Source organism: Arthrobacter silvisoli, assembly GCF_003369445.1.
GTDB classification, from domain to species: domain Bacteria; phylum Actinomycetota; class Actinomycetes; order Actinomycetales; family Micrococcaceae; genus Arthrobacter; species Arthrobacter silvisoli.
On sequence record NZ_QRCU01000012.1, the window covers coordinates 1 to 22,000 of the forward strand.

General features: G+C 66.5%; 23 protein-coding genes, 1 other RNA gene and 1 riboswitch. Of the genes, 15 read left to right on the forward strand and 9 right to left on the reverse strand.

The window, feature by feature from the left end:
- Together DWV11_RS01855 and DWV11_RS20535 are read right to left on the reverse strand one after the other, a co-directional pair.
- Nucleotides 1-248 (reverse strand): LGFP repeat-containing protein (locus DWV11_RS01855; protein ID WP_425452036.1); only part of this gene is annotated, 248 nt, incomplete at its 3' end.
- Between the two features lie 11 nt (nucleotides 249-259).
- Nucleotides 260-1,540: a GH25 family lysozyme gene (locus DWV11_RS20535; RefSeq protein ID WP_342767693.1), complete on the reverse strand. Its 1,281-nt coding sequence runs from the start codon at nucleotides 1,538-1,540 to the stop codon at nucleotides 260-262.
- A gap of 542 nt (nucleotides 1,541-2,082) precedes the next feature.
- Here DWV11_RS20535 and DWV11_RS01865 point away from each other — a divergent pair.
- From DWV11_RS01865 to DWV11_RS01930, 14 genes are all read left to right on the forward strand, one after another.
- A complete protein-coding gene (locus tag DWV11_RS01865; RefSeq protein ID WP_115787206.1) occupies nucleotides 2,083-3,306 on the forward strand; it encodes a TadA family conjugal transfer-associated ATPase in 1,224 nt (407 codons plus the stop codon).
- Complete coding sequence (locus tag DWV11_RS01870; protein ID WP_115787207.1) at nucleotides 3,306-4,160, forward strand: type II secretion system F family protein; 855 nt, start codon at nucleotides 3,306-3,308, stop codon at nucleotides 4,158-4,160. Before DWV11_RS01865 ends, DWV11_RS01870 begins: the two co-directional genes overlap by 1 nt.
- The gene (locus tag DWV11_RS01875; RefSeq protein ID WP_115787208.1) at nucleotides 4,157-5,098 is read left to right on the forward strand and encodes a type II secretion system F family protein; all 942 of its coding nucleotides are present in this window, start codon (nucleotides 4,157-4,159) and stop codon (nucleotides 5,096-5,098) included. The genes DWV11_RS01870 and DWV11_RS01875 overlap by 4 nt, the downstream gene beginning before the upstream one ends.
- Before the next feature lie 93 nt (nucleotides 5,099-5,191).
- A complete protein-coding gene (locus DWV11_RS01880; protein WP_245953390.1) occupies nucleotides 5,192-5,440 on the forward strand; it encodes a hypothetical protein in 249 nt (82 codons plus the stop codon).
- A gap of 4 nt (nucleotides 5,441-5,444) precedes the next feature.
- On the forward strand, nucleotides 5,445-5,861 hold the full coding sequence (locus tag DWV11_RS01885; protein WP_115787209.1) for a TadE/TadG family type IV pilus assembly protein: 417 nt from the start codon (nucleotides 5,445-5,447) through the stop codon (nucleotides 5,859-5,861).
- A complete protein-coding gene (locus DWV11_RS01890; protein ID WP_115787210.1) occupies nucleotides 5,842-6,369 on the forward strand; it encodes a hypothetical protein in 528 nt (175 codons plus the stop codon). The genes DWV11_RS01885 and DWV11_RS01890 overlap by 20 nt, the downstream gene beginning before the upstream one ends.
- On the forward strand, nucleotides 6,366-6,827 hold the full coding sequence (locus DWV11_RS01895) for a pilus assembly protein TadG-related protein (RefSeq protein ID WP_342767695.1): 462 nt from the start codon (nucleotides 6,366-6,368) through the stop codon (nucleotides 6,825-6,827). The genes DWV11_RS01890 and DWV11_RS01895 overlap by 4 nt, the downstream gene beginning before the upstream one ends.
- Before the next feature lie 126 nt (nucleotides 6,828-6,953).
- Complete coding sequence (gene prfB, locus DWV11_RS01900; protein WP_115787211.1) at nucleotides 6,954-8,069, forward strand: peptide chain release factor 2; 1,116 nt, start codon at nucleotides 6,954-6,956, stop codon at nucleotides 8,067-8,069.
- A gap of 273 nt (nucleotides 8,070-8,342) precedes the next feature.
- A complete protein-coding gene (gene ftsE, locus DWV11_RS01905) occupies nucleotides 8,343-9,107 on the forward strand; it encodes a cell division ATP-binding protein FtsE (protein ID WP_115787212.1) in 765 nt (254 codons plus the stop codon).
- On the forward strand, nucleotides 9,104-10,015 hold the full coding sequence (gene ftsX, locus DWV11_RS01910) for a permease-like cell division protein FtsX (RefSeq protein WP_115787213.1): 912 nt from the start codon (nucleotides 9,104-9,106) through the stop codon (nucleotides 10,013-10,015). The genes ftsE and ftsX overlap by 4 nt, the downstream gene beginning before the upstream one ends.
- An 86-nt stretch (nucleotides 10,016-10,101) precedes the next feature.
- Nucleotides 10,102-11,442 carry a M23 family metallopeptidase gene (locus DWV11_RS01915; RefSeq protein ID WP_245953396.1) on the forward strand — a complete coding sequence of 447 codons (1,341 nt, stop codon included), beginning with the start codon at nucleotides 10,102-10,104 and terminating at the stop codon, nucleotides 11,440-11,442.
- Nucleotides 11,443-11,543: 101 nt separating this feature from the next.
- On the forward strand, nucleotides 11,544-12,014 hold the full coding sequence (gene smpB, locus DWV11_RS01920) for an SsrA-binding protein SmpB (RefSeq protein WP_115787215.1): 471 nt from the start codon (nucleotides 11,544-11,546) through the stop codon (nucleotides 12,012-12,014).
- Between the two features lie 106 nt (nucleotides 12,015-12,120).
- Nucleotides 12,121-12,489: a transfer-messenger RNA gene (gene ssrA / locus DWV11_RS01925) on the forward strand.
- 147 nt (nucleotides 12,490-12,636) lie between these two features.
- Complete coding sequence (locus tag DWV11_RS01930; RefSeq protein ID WP_245953391.1) at nucleotides 12,637-13,611, forward strand: S1C family serine protease; 975 nt, start codon at nucleotides 12,637-12,639, stop codon at nucleotides 13,609-13,611.
- A gap of 51 nt (nucleotides 13,612-13,662) precedes the next feature.
- On the opposite strand, the gene DWV11_RS20465 is transcribed toward DWV11_RS01930, so the two are convergent.
- Nucleotides 13,663-13,797, reverse strand: coding sequence for a hypothetical protein (locus DWV11_RS20465; RefSeq protein ID WP_281269592.1), 135 nt, complete (start codon nucleotides 13,795-13,797; stop codon nucleotides 13,663-13,665).
- Between the two features lie 119 nt (nucleotides 13,798-13,916).
- Here DWV11_RS20465 and DWV11_RS01935 point away from each other — a divergent pair, with 119 nt between their 5' ends.
- Entirely contained in the window at nucleotides 13,917-15,341 is a 1,425-nt protein-coding gene (locus DWV11_RS01935; protein ID WP_210725642.1) for an MFS transporter, read from the forward strand.
- Here DWV11_RS01935 and DWV11_RS01940 read toward each other — a convergent pair.
- The 6 genes from DWV11_RS01940 to aroA all read right to left on the reverse strand — a co-directional run bounded on the left by DWV11_RS01940 (nucleotide 15,327) and on the right by aroA (nucleotide 21,998).
- Nucleotides 15,327-16,040, reverse strand: coding sequence for a metal-dependent transcriptional regulator (locus tag DWV11_RS01940; RefSeq protein ID WP_115787218.1), 714 nt, complete (start codon nucleotides 16,038-16,040; stop codon nucleotides 15,327-15,329). The two genes, DWV11_RS01935 and DWV11_RS01940, sit on opposite strands and share 15 nt — an antisense overlap.
- A gap of 37 nt (nucleotides 16,041-16,077) precedes the next feature.
- Nucleotides 16,078-16,899, reverse strand: coding sequence for a class I SAM-dependent methyltransferase (locus DWV11_RS01945; protein ID WP_115787219.1), 822 nt, complete (start codon nucleotides 16,897-16,899; stop codon nucleotides 16,078-16,080).
- A 34-nt stretch (nucleotides 16,900-16,933) separates the two neighbouring features.
- Nucleotides 16,934-18,331, reverse strand: a complete 1,398-nt coding sequence (locus tag DWV11_RS01950) for an aminotransferase class V-fold PLP-dependent enzyme (protein ID WP_245953392.1) — start codon at nucleotides 18,329-18,331, stop codon at nucleotides 16,934-16,936.
- Nucleotides 18,332-18,366: 35 nt separating this feature from the next.
- Nucleotides 18,367-18,479: riboswitch (SAM riboswitch) on the reverse strand.
- A 168-nt stretch (nucleotides 18,480-18,647) separates the two neighbouring features.
- Nucleotides 18,648-19,460, reverse strand: a complete 813-nt coding sequence (gene hisN, locus DWV11_RS01955; RefSeq protein WP_115787221.1) for a histidinol-phosphatase — start codon at nucleotides 19,458-19,460, stop codon at nucleotides 18,648-18,650.
- 55 nt (nucleotides 19,461-19,515) lie between these two features.
- Nucleotides 19,516-20,631, reverse strand: coding sequence for a ribosome small subunit-dependent GTPase A (gene rsgA / locus DWV11_RS01960; protein WP_115787222.1), 1,116 nt, complete (start codon nucleotides 20,629-20,631; stop codon nucleotides 19,516-19,518).
- 2 nt (nucleotides 20,632-20,633) lie between these two features.
- Complete coding sequence (gene aroA, locus DWV11_RS01965; protein WP_115787223.1) at nucleotides 20,634-21,998, reverse strand: 3-phosphoshikimate 1-carboxyvinyltransferase; 1,365 nt, start codon at nucleotides 21,996-21,998, stop codon at nucleotides 20,634-20,636.
- Nucleotides 21,999-22,000: the final 2 nt, after the last annotated feature.

Consider the following 22,000-nt stretch of genomic DNA (forward strand, 5'->3'; position numbering starts at 1 on the left):
TAGCAGCCGCCGCCGTAGAGCCCGCAGGTGACGGGGCCGGTGGGGTAGCCGATGGCGGGTTGGAAGCCTACTTCCTGCCATGCATTCCAGTAGGCGCCCGTGACGGGATGGGCTCCGGTGGTTGAGCTCCAGTAGATGTTGCCTTTGGTGAAGGGCTGGTAGCAGCCGCCGCCGTAGAGCCCGCACGTGACGTTGCCGCTCGGATATCCCAGGCCGTCCTGCCAGTTGCCCTCTTTCCAGGCGGCCATATACGCGTTCTTCACCGCGAACGTCCCGACATTGGGCGTGCGGTAGATGCTTTCCAGGCGGCCATATACGCGTTCTTCACCGCGAACGTCCCGACATTGGGCGTGCGGTAGATGTTCCCGCTCTGGAACGTCTGGTAACAGGTGGTGCTGCTTGCACTGCCGTAGGGGCAGGTGACATCGCTCGTGGGATAGCCGATGCCGGACTGCCAACCGGCTTCGCCCCAGGCGGTCCAGAAGGTGCCGGTGACCGGATAGGCGCCGGTAGCCGGATTCCAGTAGATGTTTCCGTTGGCGTAGGCCCGGTAGCATCCACCGTTGACCAGCCCGCAGATGTCCGCGGTGGACTTTGCGGCACCGAGGGGGCCGTTGGCCCCGCCGGTGGCGAGCCATTTGGCGTTGATCGCTCCGCGGGAATCGTCCCGTGTCCTGGCGAAGAGCTGCAGCTGGGACATCGCCCCGTTCCAGATGTTCGAATCACCCTGGAAGGGCCCGGTGCTGCTGTACTGCCAGAAGCTGAAGGTGTCCCAACTCGCCGGCAGCATCCCGGGCGTATTGCTCGGCGAGGAAGGGTATGCCGCAATCCAGAGGGGGTAGTTGGAGAAAGCCGCGGAATTGCCGGTGCACCGCTGCCACCAGTCGGTGGTCGAATAGATCACCGGGTAGCGGCCGGTCAGGGACCACACGGTGTTGCCGAAGTCGGAGATCCACTTGACCATCTGGGCGGCCGAGAAGTTGTAGCAGACATTTCCGAAGTAGAAGCCGTTGATCGTGCGGCCTTCGTAGGGGTTGTATTCGATGTCGAGCACCGGCGGCAGGGTGTATCCGTCAGCGCTCCACCCCCCGCCGTTGGCAACGAAATAGCGGGCCTGGTCCGCGGCCGAAGACCAGTTCGGGATGGCGAAGTGGTAGGCACCCCGGAGCATCCCGACGTTCCTGGAGCCGTTGTACTGTTGCGCGAAGTTCTCGTTGGTGTAGTAGTTGCCCTCGCTGGCCTTCACGTAGGCGAAACGCGAGCCTTGCTTCCACTGGGACGCCCAATCCACGTTGCCCTGGTGGGCGCTGACGTCCTGGCCTGCAACGCCGTATCCGGGACGCCAGTGGTTCGGGTCGGGGGCCATGGGCAGCGCAGCGCCGACGGCCCGGGAGCCGAAGGTGCCGGTGCCGCCTGGTGCCTTCTTGTCTGCCACCACCCGGGGCGAACGCTGGCCCATCTCTGCGCCGCCCTTCGGAATCGCGGCCCGCATGGCGTCCTTCATGTCCTTGGACGCGGCACTGCCATCGCTGGCGGGCATGTCTGGCATCGGAACGGAAGGAACGTCTGCGGGCGCGGGAACGATATCCTCCTGTGCGGGAGGCACGGGACCCTTGGCGTGTTCGAGCGGAGCCGCAGAGCCAGTGGCAGGGGCGGGCTCGGGGGGAGGGGTGGTCTGGGCATGCGCCGGCCCTGCGAGGGAGAGCACCAATCCCAGCACGAGGGATAGCACCGTCCCGCCGCGTGTGATGGAACCTTTGGAATTCGCCACAGGGGTTGTTGTTTTCATTCCTTGTCCCAGCTCGACGCCGCCCCACCGGGAGCCTTTGTTCGTAGCGTCGACTGCGCGCACGGTGCCAGGTTCCGTGCAGCGCACCAAAAAGGCCGGCTCCTAACCGGGACACCATAACATTTGCGTGTCTGGAGTGGCCAGTGGTACAGGAGTGTCCAACGTGACCTCACCTGGGCGGTTATCCACAGCTTCCGGCCGTATGACTTTGTTCCAGGCGGTACAGTCCCTAGCGTTGACCCCATTGACTGTTGTACCCCTTTTGCAGGGGGAGCGCCGCATTGGGGGGAAAGATGGATGCTGTCCGCATCGTCGAAGACGAAGTCCGGGAACTGATCCGCCGGCGTGGACTCGATCCGCTCAAGCAGGACGTCGAAGTGCATCGCCTGGTCGAAGCCGCTGTCAACGACTACGACGCACGCGCACTGATCGCCCCACTACCTCCGATCGGCCATCTCGAAAACGCGCGGAAACAGGTATTCGACGCCGTTGCCGGCTTCGGGCCCCTGCAGCCCTACCTGGACGATCCCACGATCGAAGAAATATGGATCAACTCTCCCAACGAAGTCTATGTAGCGCGCAATGGGGAATCGGAGCTCACGTCGACCACCCTCAGCGAGCAGCAGGTCCGCGACCTCGTGGAGCGAATGCTTAAGAGTTCCGGCCGCCGCTTGGACCTGTCCTCCCCGTTTGTCGACGCGGCGCTTCCCGATGGTTCCCGACTGCACGTCGTCATTCCGGACATCACGCGCCGTCACTGGGCCGTGAACATCCGCAAATTCGTGGTCAAGGCAAGCCGGCTCGAACACCTGGTCGAGCTGGGAACCTTGACCCCGCAGTCCGCACGGTTCCTTGGCGCCGCGGTGGCCAGCGGCCTGAACATCCTCGTCTCCGGCGCCACCCAGGCGGGTAAGACCACCCTGCTGAATTGCCTGGCCGCCAATATCGGTTCCCGCGAGCGCGTCATCACGGTCGAGGAGATCTTCGAACTGCAGTTCCCGCTGCGCGACGTCGTGTCCCTGCAGTGCCGCCAGCCGAACCTTGAGGGACAGGGCGAGATTCCCCTGCGCCGGCTGGTGAAGGAAGCTCTGCGCATGCGCCCGGACCGGCTCGTCGTGGGTGAAGTCCGGGAAGCCGAAAGCCTGGACATGCTGATCGCGCTGAACTCGGGCTTGCCGGGCATGTGCACCGTCCACGCCAACTCGGCCCACGATGCCGTCACGAAGATCTGCACCCTGCCCCTGCTGGCGGGCGAGAACATTTCAAGCGCCTTCGTCGTCCCGACCGTGGCGTCCTGCATCGACCTCGTGGTCCACTGCCGCCGCAACGCCAACGGACACCGCCAGGTCACCGAGATCCTTTCCCTCGGCCGCCGGGTGGAAAACGGCATCATTGAATCGTCCGTGGTCTTCACGATGCAGGATGGCCAGCTCGCTCCGAAAGTGAACTCCATGCCGTCCGCGGAAAAGTTCGCGCGTGCAGGCTTCGACGTCGCCGCCCTGCTGGGGGCGCGATGATGGGGCCCCTGCTCGGGATCCTCTGCGGACTCGGAATCTTCCTCATCTGGTGGTCAGCCTGGGAGCAGCCTCCCGCCGTCGCCCGGAAAAGGAGACCGAAAAGGCTGGAAACCCTTCTCCTTGCCGCGGGCATCGAGAAGGTCAGCTCCGGCGGCCTCATTGCTTCCTGCCTTGGGCTAGGCCTGTTCGTGGTCCTGGTCTTCTTCATCGTCACAGGCTCCTTGCCGATCGCTGCCTGCTTCGGCCTGTTCGGGTTTTGGCTCCCGCTCGCCGTCGTACGCTGGCAGGCCCGACGGCGGACGGCGATGCTCCGCGGCCTGTGGCCCGACGTCGTCGATCACCTCCGTTCGGCCATCCGCGCAGGACTGCCGCTGCCGGAAGCGCTGATCCAGCTCGGACACAAGGGCCCGGAGGAACTGCGGGGTCTGTTCCGGGACTTCGGCGCCGACTACCGCGCAGGCGGCCAGTTCGACGACGCGCTGAACAGGCTGAAGGACCGCCTGGCCGACCCCGTCGCAGACAGGATCGTCGAGGCCTTGCGCATGACCCGCGATGTCGGCGGTTCCGACCTCGGCCGCCTCCTGGGAACCCTTGGCGAGTTCCTCCGCGAAAGCGCCCGGACGAGGAGCGAGCTTGCTGCCCGGCAGTCCTGGACCATCAACGCCGCCAGGCTCGCCGTCGCGGCCCCCTGGATAGTTCTCATGCTGCTGGCGAGCCGGCCGGAGGCCATCGCCGCCTACAACACGCCCGTGGGTATCGCCGTGTTGGCTGGCGGCCTGCTGATTTCGGCCTTCTGCTATTCGGTCATGCTGAGGATCGGTGCCCTGCCCGAGGACGAAAGGGTGCTCCGATGAACAGCTCCGCCGCGATGGCCCTGTTCTGCGGACTGCTCCTCGGGGCCGGGCTGTGGCTGATCCTCGTCCGCATGCCGTTGATGCGGGCCACCCCGTTCGCCGAGCGGATCGAGCCCCAGCTGAAGTCCCACAACCTTGAATCCACCCTCCTGCAGGCCTCCGGGCACAACATCACGCCCTTCGGTCCCCTGGAGAGGATCCTGCGCCCGCTGGTCGATGACGGCCTGCACTACCTCGCGAAGTTCAACTTCGGGACAACAGCCCTGACCAAGCGGCTGGCGCAGGCCGGCTCGGCGAAAACCGCCGTGGACTTCCGCGCCGAGCAACTGCTCTGGGCAGCCATCGGGTTCGTCCTTGCCATTCTGCTCTCGGCCTTCAGCGCCACGGCCGGCCGCTTCAACCTTGCCCTCTCGCTCATTTCAGTGCTCGGCGCGACGCTGGGCGGGTTCCTGTTCCGTGACTACGCGCTCGGCGTCCAGATCAAGCGCCGGGAACGGCGAATGCTCGCCGAATTCCCCAGCCTTGCCGAGCTCATGGCCCTGGCCGTGGGGGCAGGCGAGAGCGCGATCGGTGCGTTGGGCCGGGTCTGCCGGACCGCCAACGGGGAACTGGCGAAGGAATTCGCCCTCGTCTTGGCCGACACCCGGGCGGGCAAACCCCTGATCGAGGCGCTGCAGGACTTTTCGGCGCGCACGGAGCTGGGTGCGCTGGTGCGCTTCGTGGATGGCATGGTTGTCGCGGTCGAACGCGGCACCCCGCTGGCCGGCGTCCTCCGCGCCCAGGCCTCGGATGTCCGCGACACCGCCAAGCGCGAGCTGATGGAGTCGGCCGGCCGCAAAGAAATCGGCATGATGGTGCCCTTGGTCTTTGGGGTCCTTCCACTGACGGTGGTCTTTGCCGTCTACCCGGGCATCGCAGCCCTGAACCTGGGCTTTTGATGGATGGGCTACCGATGCACGCCGCGACCACGCCACACGGTTCTTCGAACGACAAACCTGCACAACGATCCGCATCAGGAAATGGGGAATAACATGACAACGCAACAGCTCCGGAACCTCCCGGCGGCCACCCTCGGTCACCTGTCCCTGTCGGTGGAGGGACTCGCGTCCCGCTGCACCCGGCGGCTGGCCTCCGATGGCGGCACCTCCGAACGCGGCGACGTTCCTGGTTGGGTGATGATCACCCTGATGTCCGCCGCCCTGGTTGCGGGCCTGCTGGCGTTGGCGACCCCGGCTCTCGCCGAACTGTTCAACAACGCCATGGACAAGGTCAACAAGTAGCTCCATGCTGCCGGACACCAGGACGGGTGCACAGCACCCACGCACCTGCCCGGACGAGCGCGGGACCGCGGTCGTCGATTTCGTGCTGGTGGGAACCCTGCTGACCTTCCTGTTCCTCGCCATCATCCAGCTGACGCTCGTGCTGCACGTGCGCAACACCCTCATCGATGCCGCGTCCTCCGGCGCCCGCTACGGCACCCTCGCGGACAGGACGCCCGATGATGCCCGGCAGCGAACAGCCGAGCTGATCGGCACCGCCCTGAACTCCGGCTACGCGCAGGACATCTCGACGTCGGAAGCAGACGTCCGGGGGATCCGCACCCTTGAGGTCACCGTCAAGGCGCCGCTTCCGGTGGTGGGCCTCTTCGGACTGCCGGTTTCTGTGCTGGAGGTGAAGGGCCATGCGGCGCTTCCCGGCTGATCTGCTGCGGCGGTTCGGCATCCGGCTGCGGGTGTCCCTCTGCCGTCCGCGTCCGGGGGACAGCCCGGTAGGGAACGCCGGGACAGAAGGCGCCGGAAACGAAGAGGGGAGCGCCGTCGTAGAGTTCACGTTCCTGGCCCTGCTCCTGATGGTGCCGCTCGTGTATTTCATTGTCACGGTCGGCCAGTTGCAGAGCGGGGCTTTCGCGGTTGTCGGTGCCGCCGACCAGGCCGCCAAGGTGTTTGTGGCCCAGGGAGACGCTGGCACGGCCCGTGCGGCGGCGGAACAATCGGCCGTGCTGACCCTGGCGGATTACGGGCATCCGGCAGAGCGCGCGACGCTCGACATTTCCTGTGACCGTGCCGACTGCATGTCGGCGGGCGCGACCGTCACTGTCACCGTGAACCTCACGGTCCCACTGCCCATGGTGCCGTTCGGCGATTCGCTTCGGCTCGACGCGGGCAGGCTGAATGCCACGGCCTCCCAGATCGTCGGGAGGTTCCGGTGAGGTACAGGGCACTGTCCGCCCGGGGCGACTCCGAACAGGGCCAGACCATGGTGCTGATCATCGGCTTCACGCTGATTGCCCTGCTCCTGGCGAGTGTCGTCACCGGCGCCTCGGCCGTGTACCTCGAGCACAAGAAGCTCCTCTCGATGGCCGACGGCGCGTCGGTGGCCGCGGCGGACAGCTATACCCTGGGCGGCACGACGGAAGGATCCAGCCGGCCCGCAGCGGTGCTCACCAGCGAACGCGTCCGCAACGTCACGGCGTCCTACCTCAGCCGCAACAACGCTTACGCACGCTTCGACGGGCTTGTCGTCGGCAGCGCCACGGGCAGCCCGGATTCCTCGTCCGCGGACGTCACCCTCACGGCGGTCGCTCATCCGCCTATAGTGAGCTTCCTGTTTCCGGAGGGCATTCCGATCGAGGCCCGGTCCACTGCCCGTTCCCGGCTCACCCGGTAGCCGCCAGCTGCCCCTTCGCCTTCCGCGGGCGGCCGCGTGGGGCCCCTCCCCGTGGACCTTCCGCGGTTCGTCACGCTGGCACCGGCACCACACCGGGCCCTTCGGATGGCGTAGGCTTGAACAACCATGGCTGAGATTGATTTTTCCGCGGAAATCCGCGCCCTTCGCTCCACGTACACCTCCATCGAGCAGGTATCCGACGTCGAAAAGCTCAAGGCTGAGATCGCCGAGCTGAGCGAGCAGGCCGGGGCGCCGGACCTCTGGGACGATCCCGCATCGGCGCAGCAGGTCACGTCCAGGCTGTCCCACCGTCAGTCCGAGCTGGAGCGGCTGAACAAGCTTGCCGGCCGCATCGACGACCTCGAGGTCCTGGTCGAACTGGGCCAGGCCGAAGGCGACCAGGACTCCCTGGCAGAAGCCGCCACGGAACTCGAGTCAATCCGGAAGGCACTGGCCGACCTCGAAGTCGTGACCCTGTTGTCCGGCGAGTACGACGAACGCGAAGCCGTGGTCACCATCCGCGCGGGCGCCGGCGGTGTGGACGCCGCGGACTTCGCGGAAATGCTGCTGCGCATGTACCTGCGCTGGGCCGAACGCCACGGTTACCCCACCTCAGTCATGGACACCTCCTACGCCGAAGAAGCCGGCCTGAAGTCGGCAACTTTCGAAGTCAAGGCCCCATACGCCTTCGGCACCCTGAGCGTTGAGGCCGGAACCCATCGCCTCGTCCGGATCAGCCCCTTCGACAACCAGGGCCGCCGCCAGACCTCCTTCGCCGCGGTCGAAGTCATCCCGCTCATCGAGCAGACCGACTCGATCGAGATCCCCGACAACGAAATCCGCGTGGACGTTTTCCGCTCCTCGGGCCCCGGCGGCCAGTCCGTCAACACCACGGACTCCGCCGTGCGCCTGACCCACATCCCCACGGGAATCGTGGTGTCCATGCAGAACGAGAAGTCGCAGCTGCAGAACCGCGCCGCCGCCATGCGGGTCCTGCAGTCCCGCCTCCTCCTGCTGAAGAAGGAACAGGAAGACGCCGAGAAGAAGGCCCTCGCCGGCGACGTCAAGGCATCCTGGGGTGACCAGATGCGCTCCTATGTGCTCAACCCGTACCAGATGGTCAAGGACCTCCGGACCGAGCACGAAGTCGGCAACACCTCGGCCGTGCTCGACGGCGACATCGACGACTTCATCGACGCCGGCATCCGCTGGCGAACCGGAAACCGTAACGCCGCGGACTGACCGGAGCCTGCCCCGAAGGTGAACCTGCCGTAGCTCCGGCCCGGTGCGGGATCCGCGCAAATCAGGGCCAGCGCAGCATCTGCGCAGGCCCGGCCCAGGGTTTGCACAGGATCTGCGCAGGATTGACGACACGCCCCGGGAAGCCCCATCCTGACCGGGATCCCGTGCGTATAGTCGAAGGGCCGGCGCCCCTCTTCCCCAAACGAAAAGCCCCTGCGCCGGTGGTTGGAGCTTCGCGCGATGCGGCGGGTCCGTCGGGGTTGCCGAAGAGTCATGATCCGATTTGAGAACGTCACCAAGGTTTACGACCCCAATGCGAGGCCGGCGCTGGATGACGTCAGCCTCGAGATCGACCGCGGGGAGTTCACCTTTCTGGTCGGCGCTTCGGGGTCCGGAAAATCAACCTTCCTGCGGCTGATCCTCAAGGAAGACCGCGCCACCTCGGGGTCCGTGTACGTCGCCGGCCAGAACGTCGCGAACATTTCAAGCTGGCGCGTGCCCAGGTTGCGGCGCGGCATTGGCGTCGTCTTCCAGGACTTCCGCCTCCTGCCGCAGAAAAGCGTCTTCGCCAACGTCGCCTTCGCCATGCAGGTCATCGGCAAGAGCCGGAGCATCATCCGGGAAACCGTGCCGGAGGTCCTCAAGACGGTCGGCCTGGAGGGCAAGGAAAAGCGCATGCCCCACGAACTTTCCGGAGGCGAGCAGCAGCGCGTCGCGATTGCGCGCGCCGTCGTCAACCGGCCGGGCATCCTCCTGGCCGACGAACCTACCGGAAACCTGGACCCCATCACCTCGATGGGGATCATGGGTGTCCTGGACAAGATCAACCAGAACGGAACCACCGTGGTCATGGCCACCCACGATGACGACATCGTGAACGAAATGCGCAGGCGGGTCGTGGAACTGCGGAACGGGGTGGTGGTCCGCGATGAGGCCAAGGCCCTCTACACCTCCATGATTCCGGTGGTAGGGGAGTCCCGCCTCCTCAAGGACGCCAGCGACGAAGAGCTCGACCGCGCGACGGGAGCCCAGCAGTGAGGCTCGCATTCATCCTCGGTGAGATCGGCAGCGGCCTTCGCCGCAATCTGTCGATGGTGGTCTCCGTCATCCTGGTGACCTTCGTGTCCCTGACCTTCGTCGGCGCCGCCGGCATGCTGCAGATGCAGATCAACCAGATGAAGGGCTACTGGTACGACAAGGTCCAGGTGGCGATCTTCCTCTGCAACGAATCCTCGACATCGGCCGGCTGTGCTTCCGGTGCGGTCACCGACGAACAGCGGGAAAACCTGGGCAAGATGCTCGAATCACCTGCCGTCAAGCAGTACATCAGCGACTTCCAGTTCGAATCCCAGGCTGAGGCGTTCCAGCATTTCAAGGAACAGTTCTCCAACTCGCCGATTGTGGACTCGGTGACCCAGGACCAGCTCCCGGCCTCCTTCCGGATCAACATGAAGGACCCCGAGAAATACCAGATCATCAGCGAGACCTTTTCCTCCCAGCCGGGCGTTGAAACCGTCAGCGACCAGCGCCAGGTGTTGGAACGGATCTTCGTCTGGATGAACGGCGCCTCCGTGGTTGCCATGGGAATCGCCGTCGTCATGATCGTCTGCGCGGTGCTGCTCATCACCACCACCATCAGGCTGTCGGCGTTCAGCCGGCGCCGGGAAACCGGGATCATGCGCCTTGTCGGCGCCTCCAAGACGGTCATCCAGTTGCCGTTCATCCTCGAAGGTGTGATCGCTGCGGTGATCGGGGCGCTCCTGGCCTCCGGTACGCTGTGGCTCGTGACTCTTTGGCTCAACGGCGACCTGTCGCGGCAGTTCCTGAATACCCCGTTCATTTCCTCAGCCCAAGTGCTCGTCGTCGCGCCGGTCTTGATCGCCCTGGGCGGCGGACTGGCGGGGATCGCCTCCCTACTGACCCTCCGCCGATACCTCAAGGTGTAATGATGAACAGCAGCAAAGAGCAGAACAGCCTGCCGGCGTCGGGAAGGGTCCCGCTGCCGGTGCAGCTGCGGCTTGCGGCGTGCCGGATGAAAATCGTGGCCGCGGCGTTGGCGGTGACGCTGGCCGCCGGCCTCGGCGCCGCGGCGCCGATCGCCCGCGCCGACGATCTTGAGGACAAGCAATCCGCCCTCGAAGCCGAAGCCGCACGGGTGGAGCAGTCCTTGGAGTTCGTTGACTCCAAGATTGCCAAGGCGGCCAGCGACCTGGTGATCTACCAGGGCCGCCTGCCCGGTGCACAGCAGGCCTTGCTTGAGGCCCAGGGACGCGTGGCCTCCGCCGTCCGGGAAGTTGAAGCCCTGGCCGCGCGTGTGGACCTGGCCCAGCAGAACAAAGCCAAGATCACCGAACAGCTGGAAAACGACAAGCAGAAGATCAGCGAGACGAAGAAGCTGATCGGCCAGATCGCCTCCCAGGCGTACAAGTCCGGCGGCGTGCCCACCAACGTTGCGCTGCTTTTCGGATCGAACGACGGCGGCAGCCTCACCGAAACGATGGACCTCGCCGACCAGGCCATGCGCAGCCAGAACGCGGCGATGACCAAACTGACGCAGCAGAATGCCACCAACGTTAACTCGCAGGCGCGCCTCGCCGCCGTCGAGGAAGAAATCCGGGACCTGAAAGCGAAGGCGGACGCCGCTTTGGCGCGCGAAAAGGCCGCCCGGGATGAAGCCGCCGCCAAGAAGGCCGAAGTCGACAAGCTGATTGCCGACACCACGCGCCTCAACAGCCAACTGCAGGCGGCCAAGCCCGGCATCCAGGCCAAGCTCGCGCAGGTGAAGGAACAGCAGGCCACGGTGGCGGCGGAGATCGCCGAACGCGACCGCAAGCTTCGTGAGGCTTGGGAAGCTGAACAGCGCCGGATCGCGGAGGCAGCTGCAGCGGCAGCGCGTGCGCAGAACCAGCCGGTACAGCCATATATCCCGCCGGTGATTGCCCCGAGTTCGGCCTTCGGCCTGATCCACCCCGTGCCGGCCAGCGTGCCGATCACCTCGGGCTTCGGCTGGCGGTCGACGCCTCCCGGGACGATCGACTTCTACGGTCAGGGCGGCTACATGCACACCGGCATCGACTTCGGGGCCAGCTGCGGCACCCCGGTCTACGCAGCCGCCGCGGGAACGGTGTTTTCGGCAGGCTGGGGCAACGATGGTGGCGGCAACCGGGTCAAGATCTCGCACGGCGTCATCGGCGGCCACTCGCTGACCACGGTCTACTACCACAACACCAGCGTGGTCGTTTCCGAAGGCCAACAGGTCAGCCGCGGCCAGCTGATCGCCTACTCGGGGACCACAGGCAACTCCACCGGATGCCACGTGCACTTCGAGACATGGCTCGACTCGGCCGCCGTCGACCCGATGACGCTGCTCTAGCTTCGTTGCTGCGCCAGCCCAACCGCCGAGGCGGGTGCCGCGTTCCGGGCCCGCCGCTGGCGTAGACTGGTGGGAATCTCAACAGACCAAGGAGTTCTACCGTGCCCAAGGAAAGTGGCCGTAAGGTAGTGGCCACCAATCGCAAGGCCCGGCACAACTACCACATCCTGGACAGCTTTGAGGCCGGCATCGCCCTCATGGGAACCGAAGTGAAGTCGCTTCGCGAGGGCCATGCGTCGATGGTCGACGGCTTCTGCACCTTCTACAACGACGAGTTGTGGATGGAAGGAATCCACATCCCCGAGTACAACCAGGGGAGCTGGACCAACCACGCCGCCCGCCGCCGTCGCAAACTGCTCCTCCACCGGGAAGAGCTGGACAAGATCGCCGGCAAGATCCGGGAATCCGGCTTCACCGTGGTGCCCTTGCAGCTCTACTTCCTGGACGGCCGTGCCAAGGTTGAAATCGCTCTTGCCCGGGGCAAGAAGGACTACGACAAGCGGCAGACCCTCCGGGAGAAGCAGGACAACCGCGAGGCGCTGCGTGAAATGCGCGAACGGAACCGGCGCTAGGCCGCGCCGTACCGGGGCGGAATGTTTTCCCGCTGCGGTGCGTTATGATGAATAGTCCGGACGGAACGGCGGTGCCGCTGCGCCGGACGGCTTGGTAACAAAATACGGGGATGATCGGTTTCGACGATGTTAGTCGCGACAGGTGAAGCGGGCCGAGGATGCAGAATTATCTCGTTAACGCTGTCTGCAAACCAATAAGTGCCGAATCTAAGCGCACTGACTTCGCTCTTGCTGCCTAAGCAGTAAGACAGTCCGTCAGCCCGGGGTTGCTATCGCCCCGGTTCCTGGCGTCATTCAGATAGCCACTGCTGTTTACCTTCGTCATTGGGGTGAACGGGACTTTTAGATGACTGGGCCCGGATCAGCCAGCTGTTTGCAGCATGGCTGGGGCCGAGAAAATCCGACGCAAACTGCGCCCGGAGAAGCCCTGACAACACGACATCGGACGGGGGTTCAATTCCCCCCATCTCCACGAACTAAGGCCCCTGGAAACAGGGGCCTTTTTTCGTGCCCTCCCAGCCCCGGAGTTCGCCCGGCAAGCAGTTCACCCACGGCGTAGCGGAACGCGGACTAGTGCTGCCTCTGCGCACGTTGAAGCAGGTAGACCTGCAAGGAGGCAATGATGGACAGCGAAAGAACGGACGACGGCGACGTGCTGGATGCGTACTCGCTGATCGTTACGGGCGTGGCCGAAAGTGTCACGGCCCACGTCGCGGCGCTTGAGATGAGCAGCGCGCGGCGTAACGGATTCATCAGGCGCGGCGCCGGATCGGCAGTGGTATTCACCGAGGACGGCTACCTGCTCACGAACGCGCATGTGGTGGCCGGGCTGAGCAGCGGCCGTGTGTTGTTCGCGGACGGAAGGCACAGCGAGGTGGAACTCGTCGGGGCCGACCCGTTGTCCGACCTCGCGGTGCTGCGCGCCCGCCAGGCGCCGCCTCCGGCAGTCCTGGGCAACGCGGAAACGCTGAAAGTGGGCCAGTTGGTGGTCGCCGTCGGGAATCCGCTGGGGCTGTCCGGCTCGGTGACGGCCGGTGTCGTCAGTGGCCTCGGCCGGGCCATCCCGGTCCGCTCGGGCCGCCACACGCGCTTGATCGAAGACGTTATCCAGACCGACGCGTCGCTGAACCCAGGCAACTCAGGAGGAGCGCTGGCCGACACCAGGGGCAGGGTGGTGGGCATCAATACCGCCGTTGCCGGGGCGGGGCTTGGGCTGGCGGTGCCGATCAACGGCACCACCCGGAGGATCATCGCAGCCCTGCTGCGGGACGGCAGGGTGGTCCGGGCCTACCTGGGGCTGGTCACCACGCCTGTACCGCTGGACGTAGCCGCCGTGGTTCGGACGGGCTACAAGGAGGGGCTCAGGATCGTGGAGGTGATCGCGGGATCGCCGGCTGAACGTGCGGGACTGCAGCCGGGCGACCTGGTGCTCAGTGCCCAGGACAGGGCGCTCACGAGCGCGGAAAGCCTGCAGAAGCTGCTCTTCGCTCAGGCACTCGGGGAACCGTTCCGGATGTCCGTGCTGCGCGACGGCAAGGTGCTCGACATGGTTGCCGTGCCGGTGGAACTCGACGAAGCGACGGAGCGCCAAGGCTGAGGCGGACCGGGGTCGAAACGGAGGTGTCCGGGGCACGTGCCCCGGACACCCCTACTTCCGCTTGAGATGTGCCACAGGGTCGGTATCGGTCCCGGAATCGTGCTTTGCGCGCTTGATGGCGCGCTTCTGCTTGATGGACTTGCCGCTCTTCTTTATCTCGTGCTGGTGTGGTGATTTGTCAGGCATGACTCGCTCCTATGCCGGAAACCGGAGAGACCACCTCGGGAGACCTGCGGCCCCCCACTCTGTAAACTACGCCCCTTTTGGCTGGATACAAGGTCCGTGCCCCAGCGTAGGCTTTGCACATGAATGACACGGCTGTGCTCCCTCCGGCGACGCCGCTGCAGAGGCGTGTTCTCGCGGTGGCCATCGTGGCTTCGTTCATCGCCTTCCTGGACACTTTCGTGGTCAACCTTGCGCTGCCCGCGATCGGCCGGGAACTTGGCGGCGGGCTCGTCATCCAGCAGTGGGTGGTGGATGCGTACCTGCTCACCCTCGGCGGCCTGATCCTTGTGGCCGGTTCGTTGTCGGACCATTTCGGCAGGGTGCGGGTGCTCGAATGGGGGCTGGGCGGTTTCGCGGTGACGTCGGTGCTGTGCGGCTTGGCCTGGTCCGGGGAGGTCCTTGTTGTCGCCCGGGCACTGCAGGGCGTGGCTGGCGCCCTCGTGGTTCCGAGTTCGCTGGCGCTGATCGTGAACTTCTTCAGCGGCCCATCGCAGTCACGGGCCATCGGCCAGTGGTCCGGCTGGACCAGCGCCGCGGCCATCGTGGCCCCGCTGATCGGCGGGCTCTCGGTTGACTATCTGTCGTGGCGTTTCTTCTTCTTCGCCAACGTGATTCCATTGGCCGTGGTCTGGCCCCTGGTCCTGAAGCTGCGCGCTGACGACAGCAGGGACCCGGCAGCCGGGCGCATCGACTACCTCGGCGCGCTGCTGGCCATCATCGGACTCGGGGGCCCCGTGTACGCCTTCATCGAACAGGGCCGCCTCGGCTGGGGCAGCCCCTTCGTGTGGCTGCCGCTCGCCGTCGGCGTGGTGGCCCTTGCCCTGTTCCTGGCGCACGAAGCCCGCACGCCGGCCCCCATGCTGCCGCTCCGGCTCTTCGCGATCAGGAATTTCGGCTGGGGAAACATCGCCACCCTTGCCATTTATGCGGCGTTCTCCCTGGGCTTCTTCCTGCTGGGGATCTACCTCCAGCAGGTGGGCGGGATGACCGCGACGACGGCCGGCATCGCCCTGCTTCCCTCCACCGTGATCCTCATGCTGGCTTCCAGCTACTTCGGCGGGCTTGCCGGCAAATACGGGCCCCGCTGGTTCATGACTTTCGGCCCCGTGCTGTGCGGCACCGGCTTCCTGCTGCTCCTTACGGTGCAGCAGCCCCTCAACTACTGGACCGAGGTGCTTCCGGGGCAGATCGTGTTCGGCGTCGGCCTGGCGGTGACCGTCGCCCCGCTGACCGCAGCCATCCTGGGCGCTGTTCCGCCCGAGCAGGCGGGTATCGGTTCGGCGATCAACAACGCGGTGGCCCGCATCGCGGGCCTGATCTGCATCGCCTTCGCGGGGATCATCACCGGCCCGGTCCTGACGACGGCGGGCCTGCACCAGGGCGCGGTGGTCACTGCGGTGCTGCTCATGATCGGGGCGGCGGCGTCCGCCGTCGGGATCCGCAACCCGGAATTGGAAACGGTGCCCCAGGCCGGGGAGAGCCAAGAGGAGTCAGGCGCCGGGTAGGGTGCAGCCTTCGTGCGCCTTCTCCGAGGCGACCCAGAGGGCCGAAGCCACCTCATCGGCCAGATCGTACTCGCGGCTGCCCGGACCGCTGCCGATCTTCACCACCAGGGCGCCGCCGAAGGGTTTGCGGCCCATGACCTCCACGCTGGCGTCCAGGTCGATTTCCTCCGCGGCCAGGTAGCGCAGCAGTTCGGGGTTTTCGTCGCTGATCCGGGTGATCCGGCCGGAGTGGCCCACATCCAGCTCGGCCATACGGTGGGCGTGCGGCAGGCTGACGGTGCCATCAGCGGCGGGAATCGGGTCGCCGTGCGGATCGCGTGCCGGATTGCCCAGCTTCAAGGCCATGCGTTCGATGAAGGTGTCGGACACGGCATGCTCGAGGAGCTCGGCTTCGTCATGGACCTCGTCCCAGCTGTAGCCGAACTCCATCACCAGGTAGGTCTCGATCAGCCGGTGCCGCCGCACCATTGCCAGCGCAAGCTGCATGCCTTCCGGGGTCAGGGTGACGGCACCGTAGGGTTGGTGGTCCACCAGGCCCTGGTCCTTGAGCTTGCGGACCATCTCCGAGACCGAGGAGTTCGCCACGCCCAGGCGCTGGGCGAGCTGCGAGGAGGTGATGGGTTTGTCCTGCCACTCGGTGAACGAGTAGATGACCTTGACGTAGTCCTCGATGGAGGATGAGGGCGTACCGGTCTTCACGGTCCTAGCCTACCGTGAACGGCCTGCCTGGGATTTCTCAGGCCTTGTGCGCGCGCCAGCTCTGCGTCACATAGGGCAGGCGGATGACGTCGGCAGGTCCGTGGCCCAGGTGCTCGTGCAGATACCAGTGGAGGTTGGCCATGACCTTCGCGCGGGTGGCCTCGTTCGCCCGCAGGTAGTAGCTGCGGGACTTGGTGAGCTCCATGATGTCTTCGGGGAGCATCGGATCCTCCCAAGGGCTCAGGTGGCTCTCCAAGCCCGCGAATTCCGGGCCGACCACAGGCCGGAAGTCCGCTTTATGGACGTCGCCGGCATGCATGATGCGCGTGAGACGGTGGACCCACGGGACCGAGGTGTCCAGCTGGTTCCACACCAGGCCGAGCACTCCGCCGGGGCGCAGGATCCGCGCCAGCTCCGTGCTTGCCAGGAAGGGATCGCACCAATGCCAGGCCTGGGCAACGCTGACGACGTCGAATGCTGAGTCCGCCAGCCCGGTTGCCTCTGCCGTGCCAAGGAGCGCCGCAGCTGCCGGGTAGTCCTTCCGGAGCTGCGCGAGCATGTCCTCGGAAGGGTCGACGGCGGCAGTTTCCAGGCCGCGTTCGAGCAGCAGGGCGGTGAATTTTCCGGTTCCGGCGCCGATGTCCGCGGCGGTCCGGGCACCCTCAGGCACCAGCCAGTCCGCGGAATCGGCAGGGTAGCCGGGCCGGACCCGATGGTAGTGCTCGCCGCCGTCCTGGAAGCTCGACCCGAGCTCGCGCCGTCGGTCGCGGTCCAGCTTGGGGCCATGGATCCCGGGTGCCCGGAAGCTGGGTCCGCCGCCGTGTCCACCGGATCGCAAAGCCACGCGTCCACTCCTCATAGGGTCCAGAAGTACCCTAAGAAATCTACCGCATTCAGTTGGTGCTGCACGGGGCAGCGCCCGCGGTGCCAGGAGTGTTCGGCGCCCAGTGCGGGTAGCTGCGGTGGTCGTTGGCGGGAACCCAGCGGCCGGAGTCGACGACGTAGTCCCAGCCCAGGCCCTCGGCCTTGAGCGCCTTGATTCCGGCGATCAGGCGGGTGGCGTCCTCCAGACGGGATCCCAGGCCGAAGCTGGCGCGCAAGGAGCCGGAGGGGAGGCCGAGCCGCTTGAGCAAGGGGTGGGCGCAGAAGCGTCCGTCGCGCAGGCCGATGCCATGTTCGGCGGAGAGGTACGCGGCGACCAGGCCGGCGTCGTAGCCTTCGAGGGAGAAGTTCACCACGCCGATGGTGTCGGCGGGGTCGGTGTCGCTGAAGATCTGGTGGACGGTGACGCCCTCGATTTCCTTCAGGCCTTCAACCAGGTGGGTCCGGATTGCGGACTCGTGGGCGTGCCACTCGTCCTGGTCCAGTTCGGCGATGACCTGGGTGGCCCTGGCCAGGGTGGCGGCACCGAGCACATTCGGGGAGCCGCCTTCATGGCGGGCCGGTCCGGTGGCCCAGGTGACGGAGTCGAGGCGGGCCTCGCGGACGGCGCCGCCGCCGGCGAGGTGCGGGGTACCGGCGTCGAGCCAGTCGGGGCGCCCTACCAGGACGCCGGCGCCGAACGGCGCGTAGAGCTTGTGCCCGGAGAAGACCAGATAGTCGATGCCCGCGGCCGCAATGTCGACGCGGCGGTGCGGGGCGAGCTGGGCTGCGTCGACGACGATGCGTGCGCCGTTCTCGTGGGCGATGGCTGCAAGTTCCTTGACCGGAAGGATCTCACCGGTGACGTTGGAAGCGCCGGTGACGGCAAGGAGGCTGACTCCGCCGTGGGCGAGGGCCTCGCGGACGTTGGCGAGCGTTTCCGCCAGGGTGGATGCCGCGACAATGCTGCGGTGCGGCAGGTGCTGCCAGGGGAGCAGGTTGGCGTGGTGCTCGATGTCCAGATACACGACCTCTCCGCTGTGCTTTCCGTCCACGACGGGCAGGCACCCGGCAAGCAGGTTCAGTGAATCGGTGGTGTTGCGGGTGAAGATCACGCTGTCGTCCGCACGGCCGCCGACGAATTCGCGCACGATGTTGCGGGCGTTTTCGTAGACGGAGGTGCTGATCTGCGAGGCGTAGCCGGCGCCGCGGTGGACGCTTGCGTAGAACGGCAGGACCTCGTTCAGGTAGGCGGACACCACAGTGAGGGCCGGGGCGGATGCGCCGTAGTCCAGGTTCGCGTAGCGTACGTGGCCGCCCTGGATGAGCGGTGCCTGCAGTTCGGCGCCGGTGACGGCGGCCAGCGGGCGGGCAGCGGGCGACAGGGAGTCGTGGCGGAGTTCGGGCGAAGTGAAAGTGGCAGTGCTCATGGGAGTCCTCATTCAAGGGAACCCTGCATGCAGGGGATCCGCGCTTGCCGCATCCGTTCCGGACCGGCCGGGTCGTCACCCGGGGCACCCCGCCGCGATGGAGGGTTGCCGGCCAGCAAACCGGGGTTTCACGCTGGCACTCGTGACCTGTCTTTGAGACTAGGACACCGTACGCGAGGTGCCAAAGCCGGCGGGTTTTGTTAAGCAGATTGTTACGGAGAGCGGATTTGGGCCGGTTTGCCGAACAAAAATCGGCAGGTGTCCCGCGTTGGGGACACCTGCCGATGAATCTTCGCCGAAGTCCGGAGGTGCCGGATCAGAGCAAGTCGTCGATGGACGGGTTGAGCTTCTTCAGGACCTCCGAGTGCAGGATGGAATTGCTGGCCACGGCGTTCCCGCCGAACGGGCCGTCCTTGCCGTCGAGGGAGGTAAACCGGCCGCCGGCTTCGGTCACGATCGGCACCAGCGCCGCCATGTCGTAGAGCTCCAGCTCGGGTTCGGCGGCGACGTCCACGGCGCCTTCGGCCACGAGGCAGTAGGACCAGAAATCGCCGTACGCCCGGCTGCGCCAGACGGCGTCTTCCAGTTCCAGGAAGGAATCCAGCGAGCCCTGCTTCTTCCATTCCGTGATTTCCGAGTAGGACAGCGAGGCGTCGGACAGCTGTGAGACGTTGCTGACCTTGAGCCGCGTGGCCGAGGCCAGGGAGCGGCCGGTGTAGGCGCCTCCGCCCTTCACGGCCCACCAGCGCCGGCCGAGTGCGGGGGCGCTGACGACGCCTACCACTACCTCGTCGCCATCGACGAGGGCAATGAGGGTGGCCCAGACGGGAACACCGCGGACGAAGTTCTTGGTACCGTCGATCGGATCGATGATCCAGCGCCGGGCACCGTGCCCGGTGCTGCCGAATTCCTCGCCCAGCACGGCGTCCCGGGGACGTGAGCGGGACAGTTGGCCGCGGATGGCTTCTTCGGCGGCGCGGTCGGCGTCGGTCACGGGGGTCAGGTCGGGCTTGGACTCGACCTGCAGGTCCAGGGCCTTGAATCGCTCCATGGTCAGGGCATCGACGGAGTCTGCCAGCACGTGGGCAAGGCGGAGGTCGTCGTTGTAATTCGGGTCGACTTGGGTCATGGTTCCAAACTACCGGCAAAAGCCGGCCTGCCAGGGGACCGCAGGGGCTGCGCCGTCAGATGACCGTCCCCAGTTCCTTGGTTTCCTTGGCTTCCTGGCGCGGATCGGCGCCGAGGAGACGGCGCAGCGAGGCAAGGCGGGCCGGGCCCGCTTCCCCGGCGGACCCGGAAGTGACCCAGTCGTCGAGGCCGCAGCGGACGGCGTTGGCATCGTGCTTGCAGCCACGCTCGCAGGATTCGGTGCCCGGTTCGAGGTCCGGGAACGCGTGCATGATCCGGTCCGGATCCACGAGCGCGAGGCCGAATGAGCGGATGCCGGGGGTGTCGATGATCCAGCTCCCGGCGGGCGCTTCGTCGAGTCTGAGTGCGAGGGCGGAGGAGGAGGTGTGGCGTCCGCGTCCGGTGACCGCGTTGACGCCGCCGGTGGCGCGTTCGGCGCCGGTGAGGGCGTTCACCATGGTGGATTTCCCGACGCCGGAGTGCCCCAGCAGCACCGTGACCTTGCCGTCAAGGTACTCACGCAGCCGCTCGACGGCGGCGCCGTCGAGCCTGGCGGAGAGCCCGTCGTCGCTCCTGGCATCGATTCCCGAGGCCTCGGCGTCGGCGGTGCGGCTGATGATCACCGGGAAATCGAGGCTGAGGTAGTTCGCCAGCAGTTCCGCAGGATCCTTGACGTCCGCTTTGGTGACCAGCAGCAGCGGCTCGATGCCGGCGTCGTAGGCTGCCACCAGGGCGCGGTCGATGAATCCGGTGCGTGGTTCCGGGTTGGCGGCCGCCACAACGATCACCAACTGGTCGGCGTTGGCCACCACCACACGTTCCACGGGATCTGAGTCATCGGCACTGCGCCGCAGCACCGTCTTGCGTTCCTCGACACGCACCAGCCGGGCAAGGGTGTCCGGGGCGCCGGAGACGTCGCCCACGAGTGCCACGAAGTCGCCCGGCACCACGGGGGTGCGCCGCAGTTCGCGGGCGCGGGCCGCCACGACGGTGCGTTCTTCGGTTGTGTCCTCGGCGACGACGGCGGTGTAGCGCCCGCGGTCCACGGTGATGATACGGCCGAGCACGGCATCGTCGTGGCTCGGCCGGTCCTTCGTGCGCGGACGGGACCCCTTCTTGTTTGGCCGGATCCGGACGTCGGACTCATCCCATGACCGTGCAGAACGTCCCATCGTCAGTGACCGGGCCCCGTGGTTCCGGGCGTGCCGCTGCCCTGGTCAAGCATGGCCGCCCAGATCTGCGGGAACTCCGGCATGGTCTTGGACGTGGTGGCGATATCCTCCACGAGCACGCCCTCCACTGCGAGGCCCAGGATGGCCCCGGCGGTCGCCATCCGGTGGTCCGCATAGCTGTGTACGACGCCGCCGTGCAGCTTCGCGGGCCGGATCATCAGGCCGTCGTCGGTTTCCTCGGCGTCGCCGCCGAGCCGGTTGATTTCGGCAGCGAGGGCTGCGAGCCGGTCCGTTTCGTGTCCGCGCAGGTGCGCGATGCCGGTGAGCCTGGAGGGGCCGGTGGCCAGCGCGCACAGGGCGGCCACCGTGGGGGCGAGTTCGCTGGTCTCGTGGAAGTCGGCGCCCTTGATTTCCTGGCCCCCGGTCACGGTGAGGGTGCCGTCCTCGAGGCTGACCGTGGCACCCATCGTCTGCAGGATCTGCCGCCAGAGGTCGCCCACCTGGGTGGTGTTGGACGGCCAATTGGGAATCCGGACGGTGCCCTTGGTGGCAAGGGCCGCGGCCAGGAAGGGGCCGGCGTTGGAAAGGTCCTGCTCGATGCGCTCGTCGAAGGCCCGGATGGCGCCGGGGGAGACCACCCAATGGTTGGGGACGGAATCGTCCACCGTGACGCCGACGCCGCGCAGCACATCGACGGTCATGTTGATGTGGTCCAGGCTGGGCACCGGCTTGCCGACGTGCTCCAGGTGCAGGCCCTCGGTGAAGCGGGCGCCGACCAGCAGCAGAGCGGAGACGAACTGGGAGGAGGCGCTGGCATCGATCACCAGGTGGCCGCCGCGGACCGAACCGTTCCCGTCAACCGTGAACGGAAGCGACGACGCCGTGCCGCCGCCCGGGGTGGAGATCCCGACGCCGAGCGCGGACAGCGCCTCGATGATCGTGTTCATGGGGCGCTTGCGGGCGTGCGGGTCGCCGTCGAACGCGGAGGAACCGTTGCGCAGGGCCGCGAGCGGAGGCACGAAGCGCATCACGGTACCGGCGAGGCCGCAGTCGATGGCACAGTCCGAAGCCGGCGCCGCCGGGTCGATCGGTTCGATCAGCAAGTCCGGTCCGTAGCTGCCGTCGCCCGGCACCTCGGTCACGGTGGCTCCCAGTTGCCGCAACGCCTCGATCATCAAGGCGGAGTCCCGGGAATGCAGGGGTGCCCGGAGCCGCGACGGACCGTCAGCCAAGGCAGCGAGGACCAGATAGCGGTTGGTGAGGGACTTGGAACCGGGAACGGTGACCGTGGCGTCAACGGGCCGGTGCGCAAAAGGTGCGTCCCAGAGAGGTGCGGCGGATGTGGTGGCTTCCGTGGTGCCGGTCATGC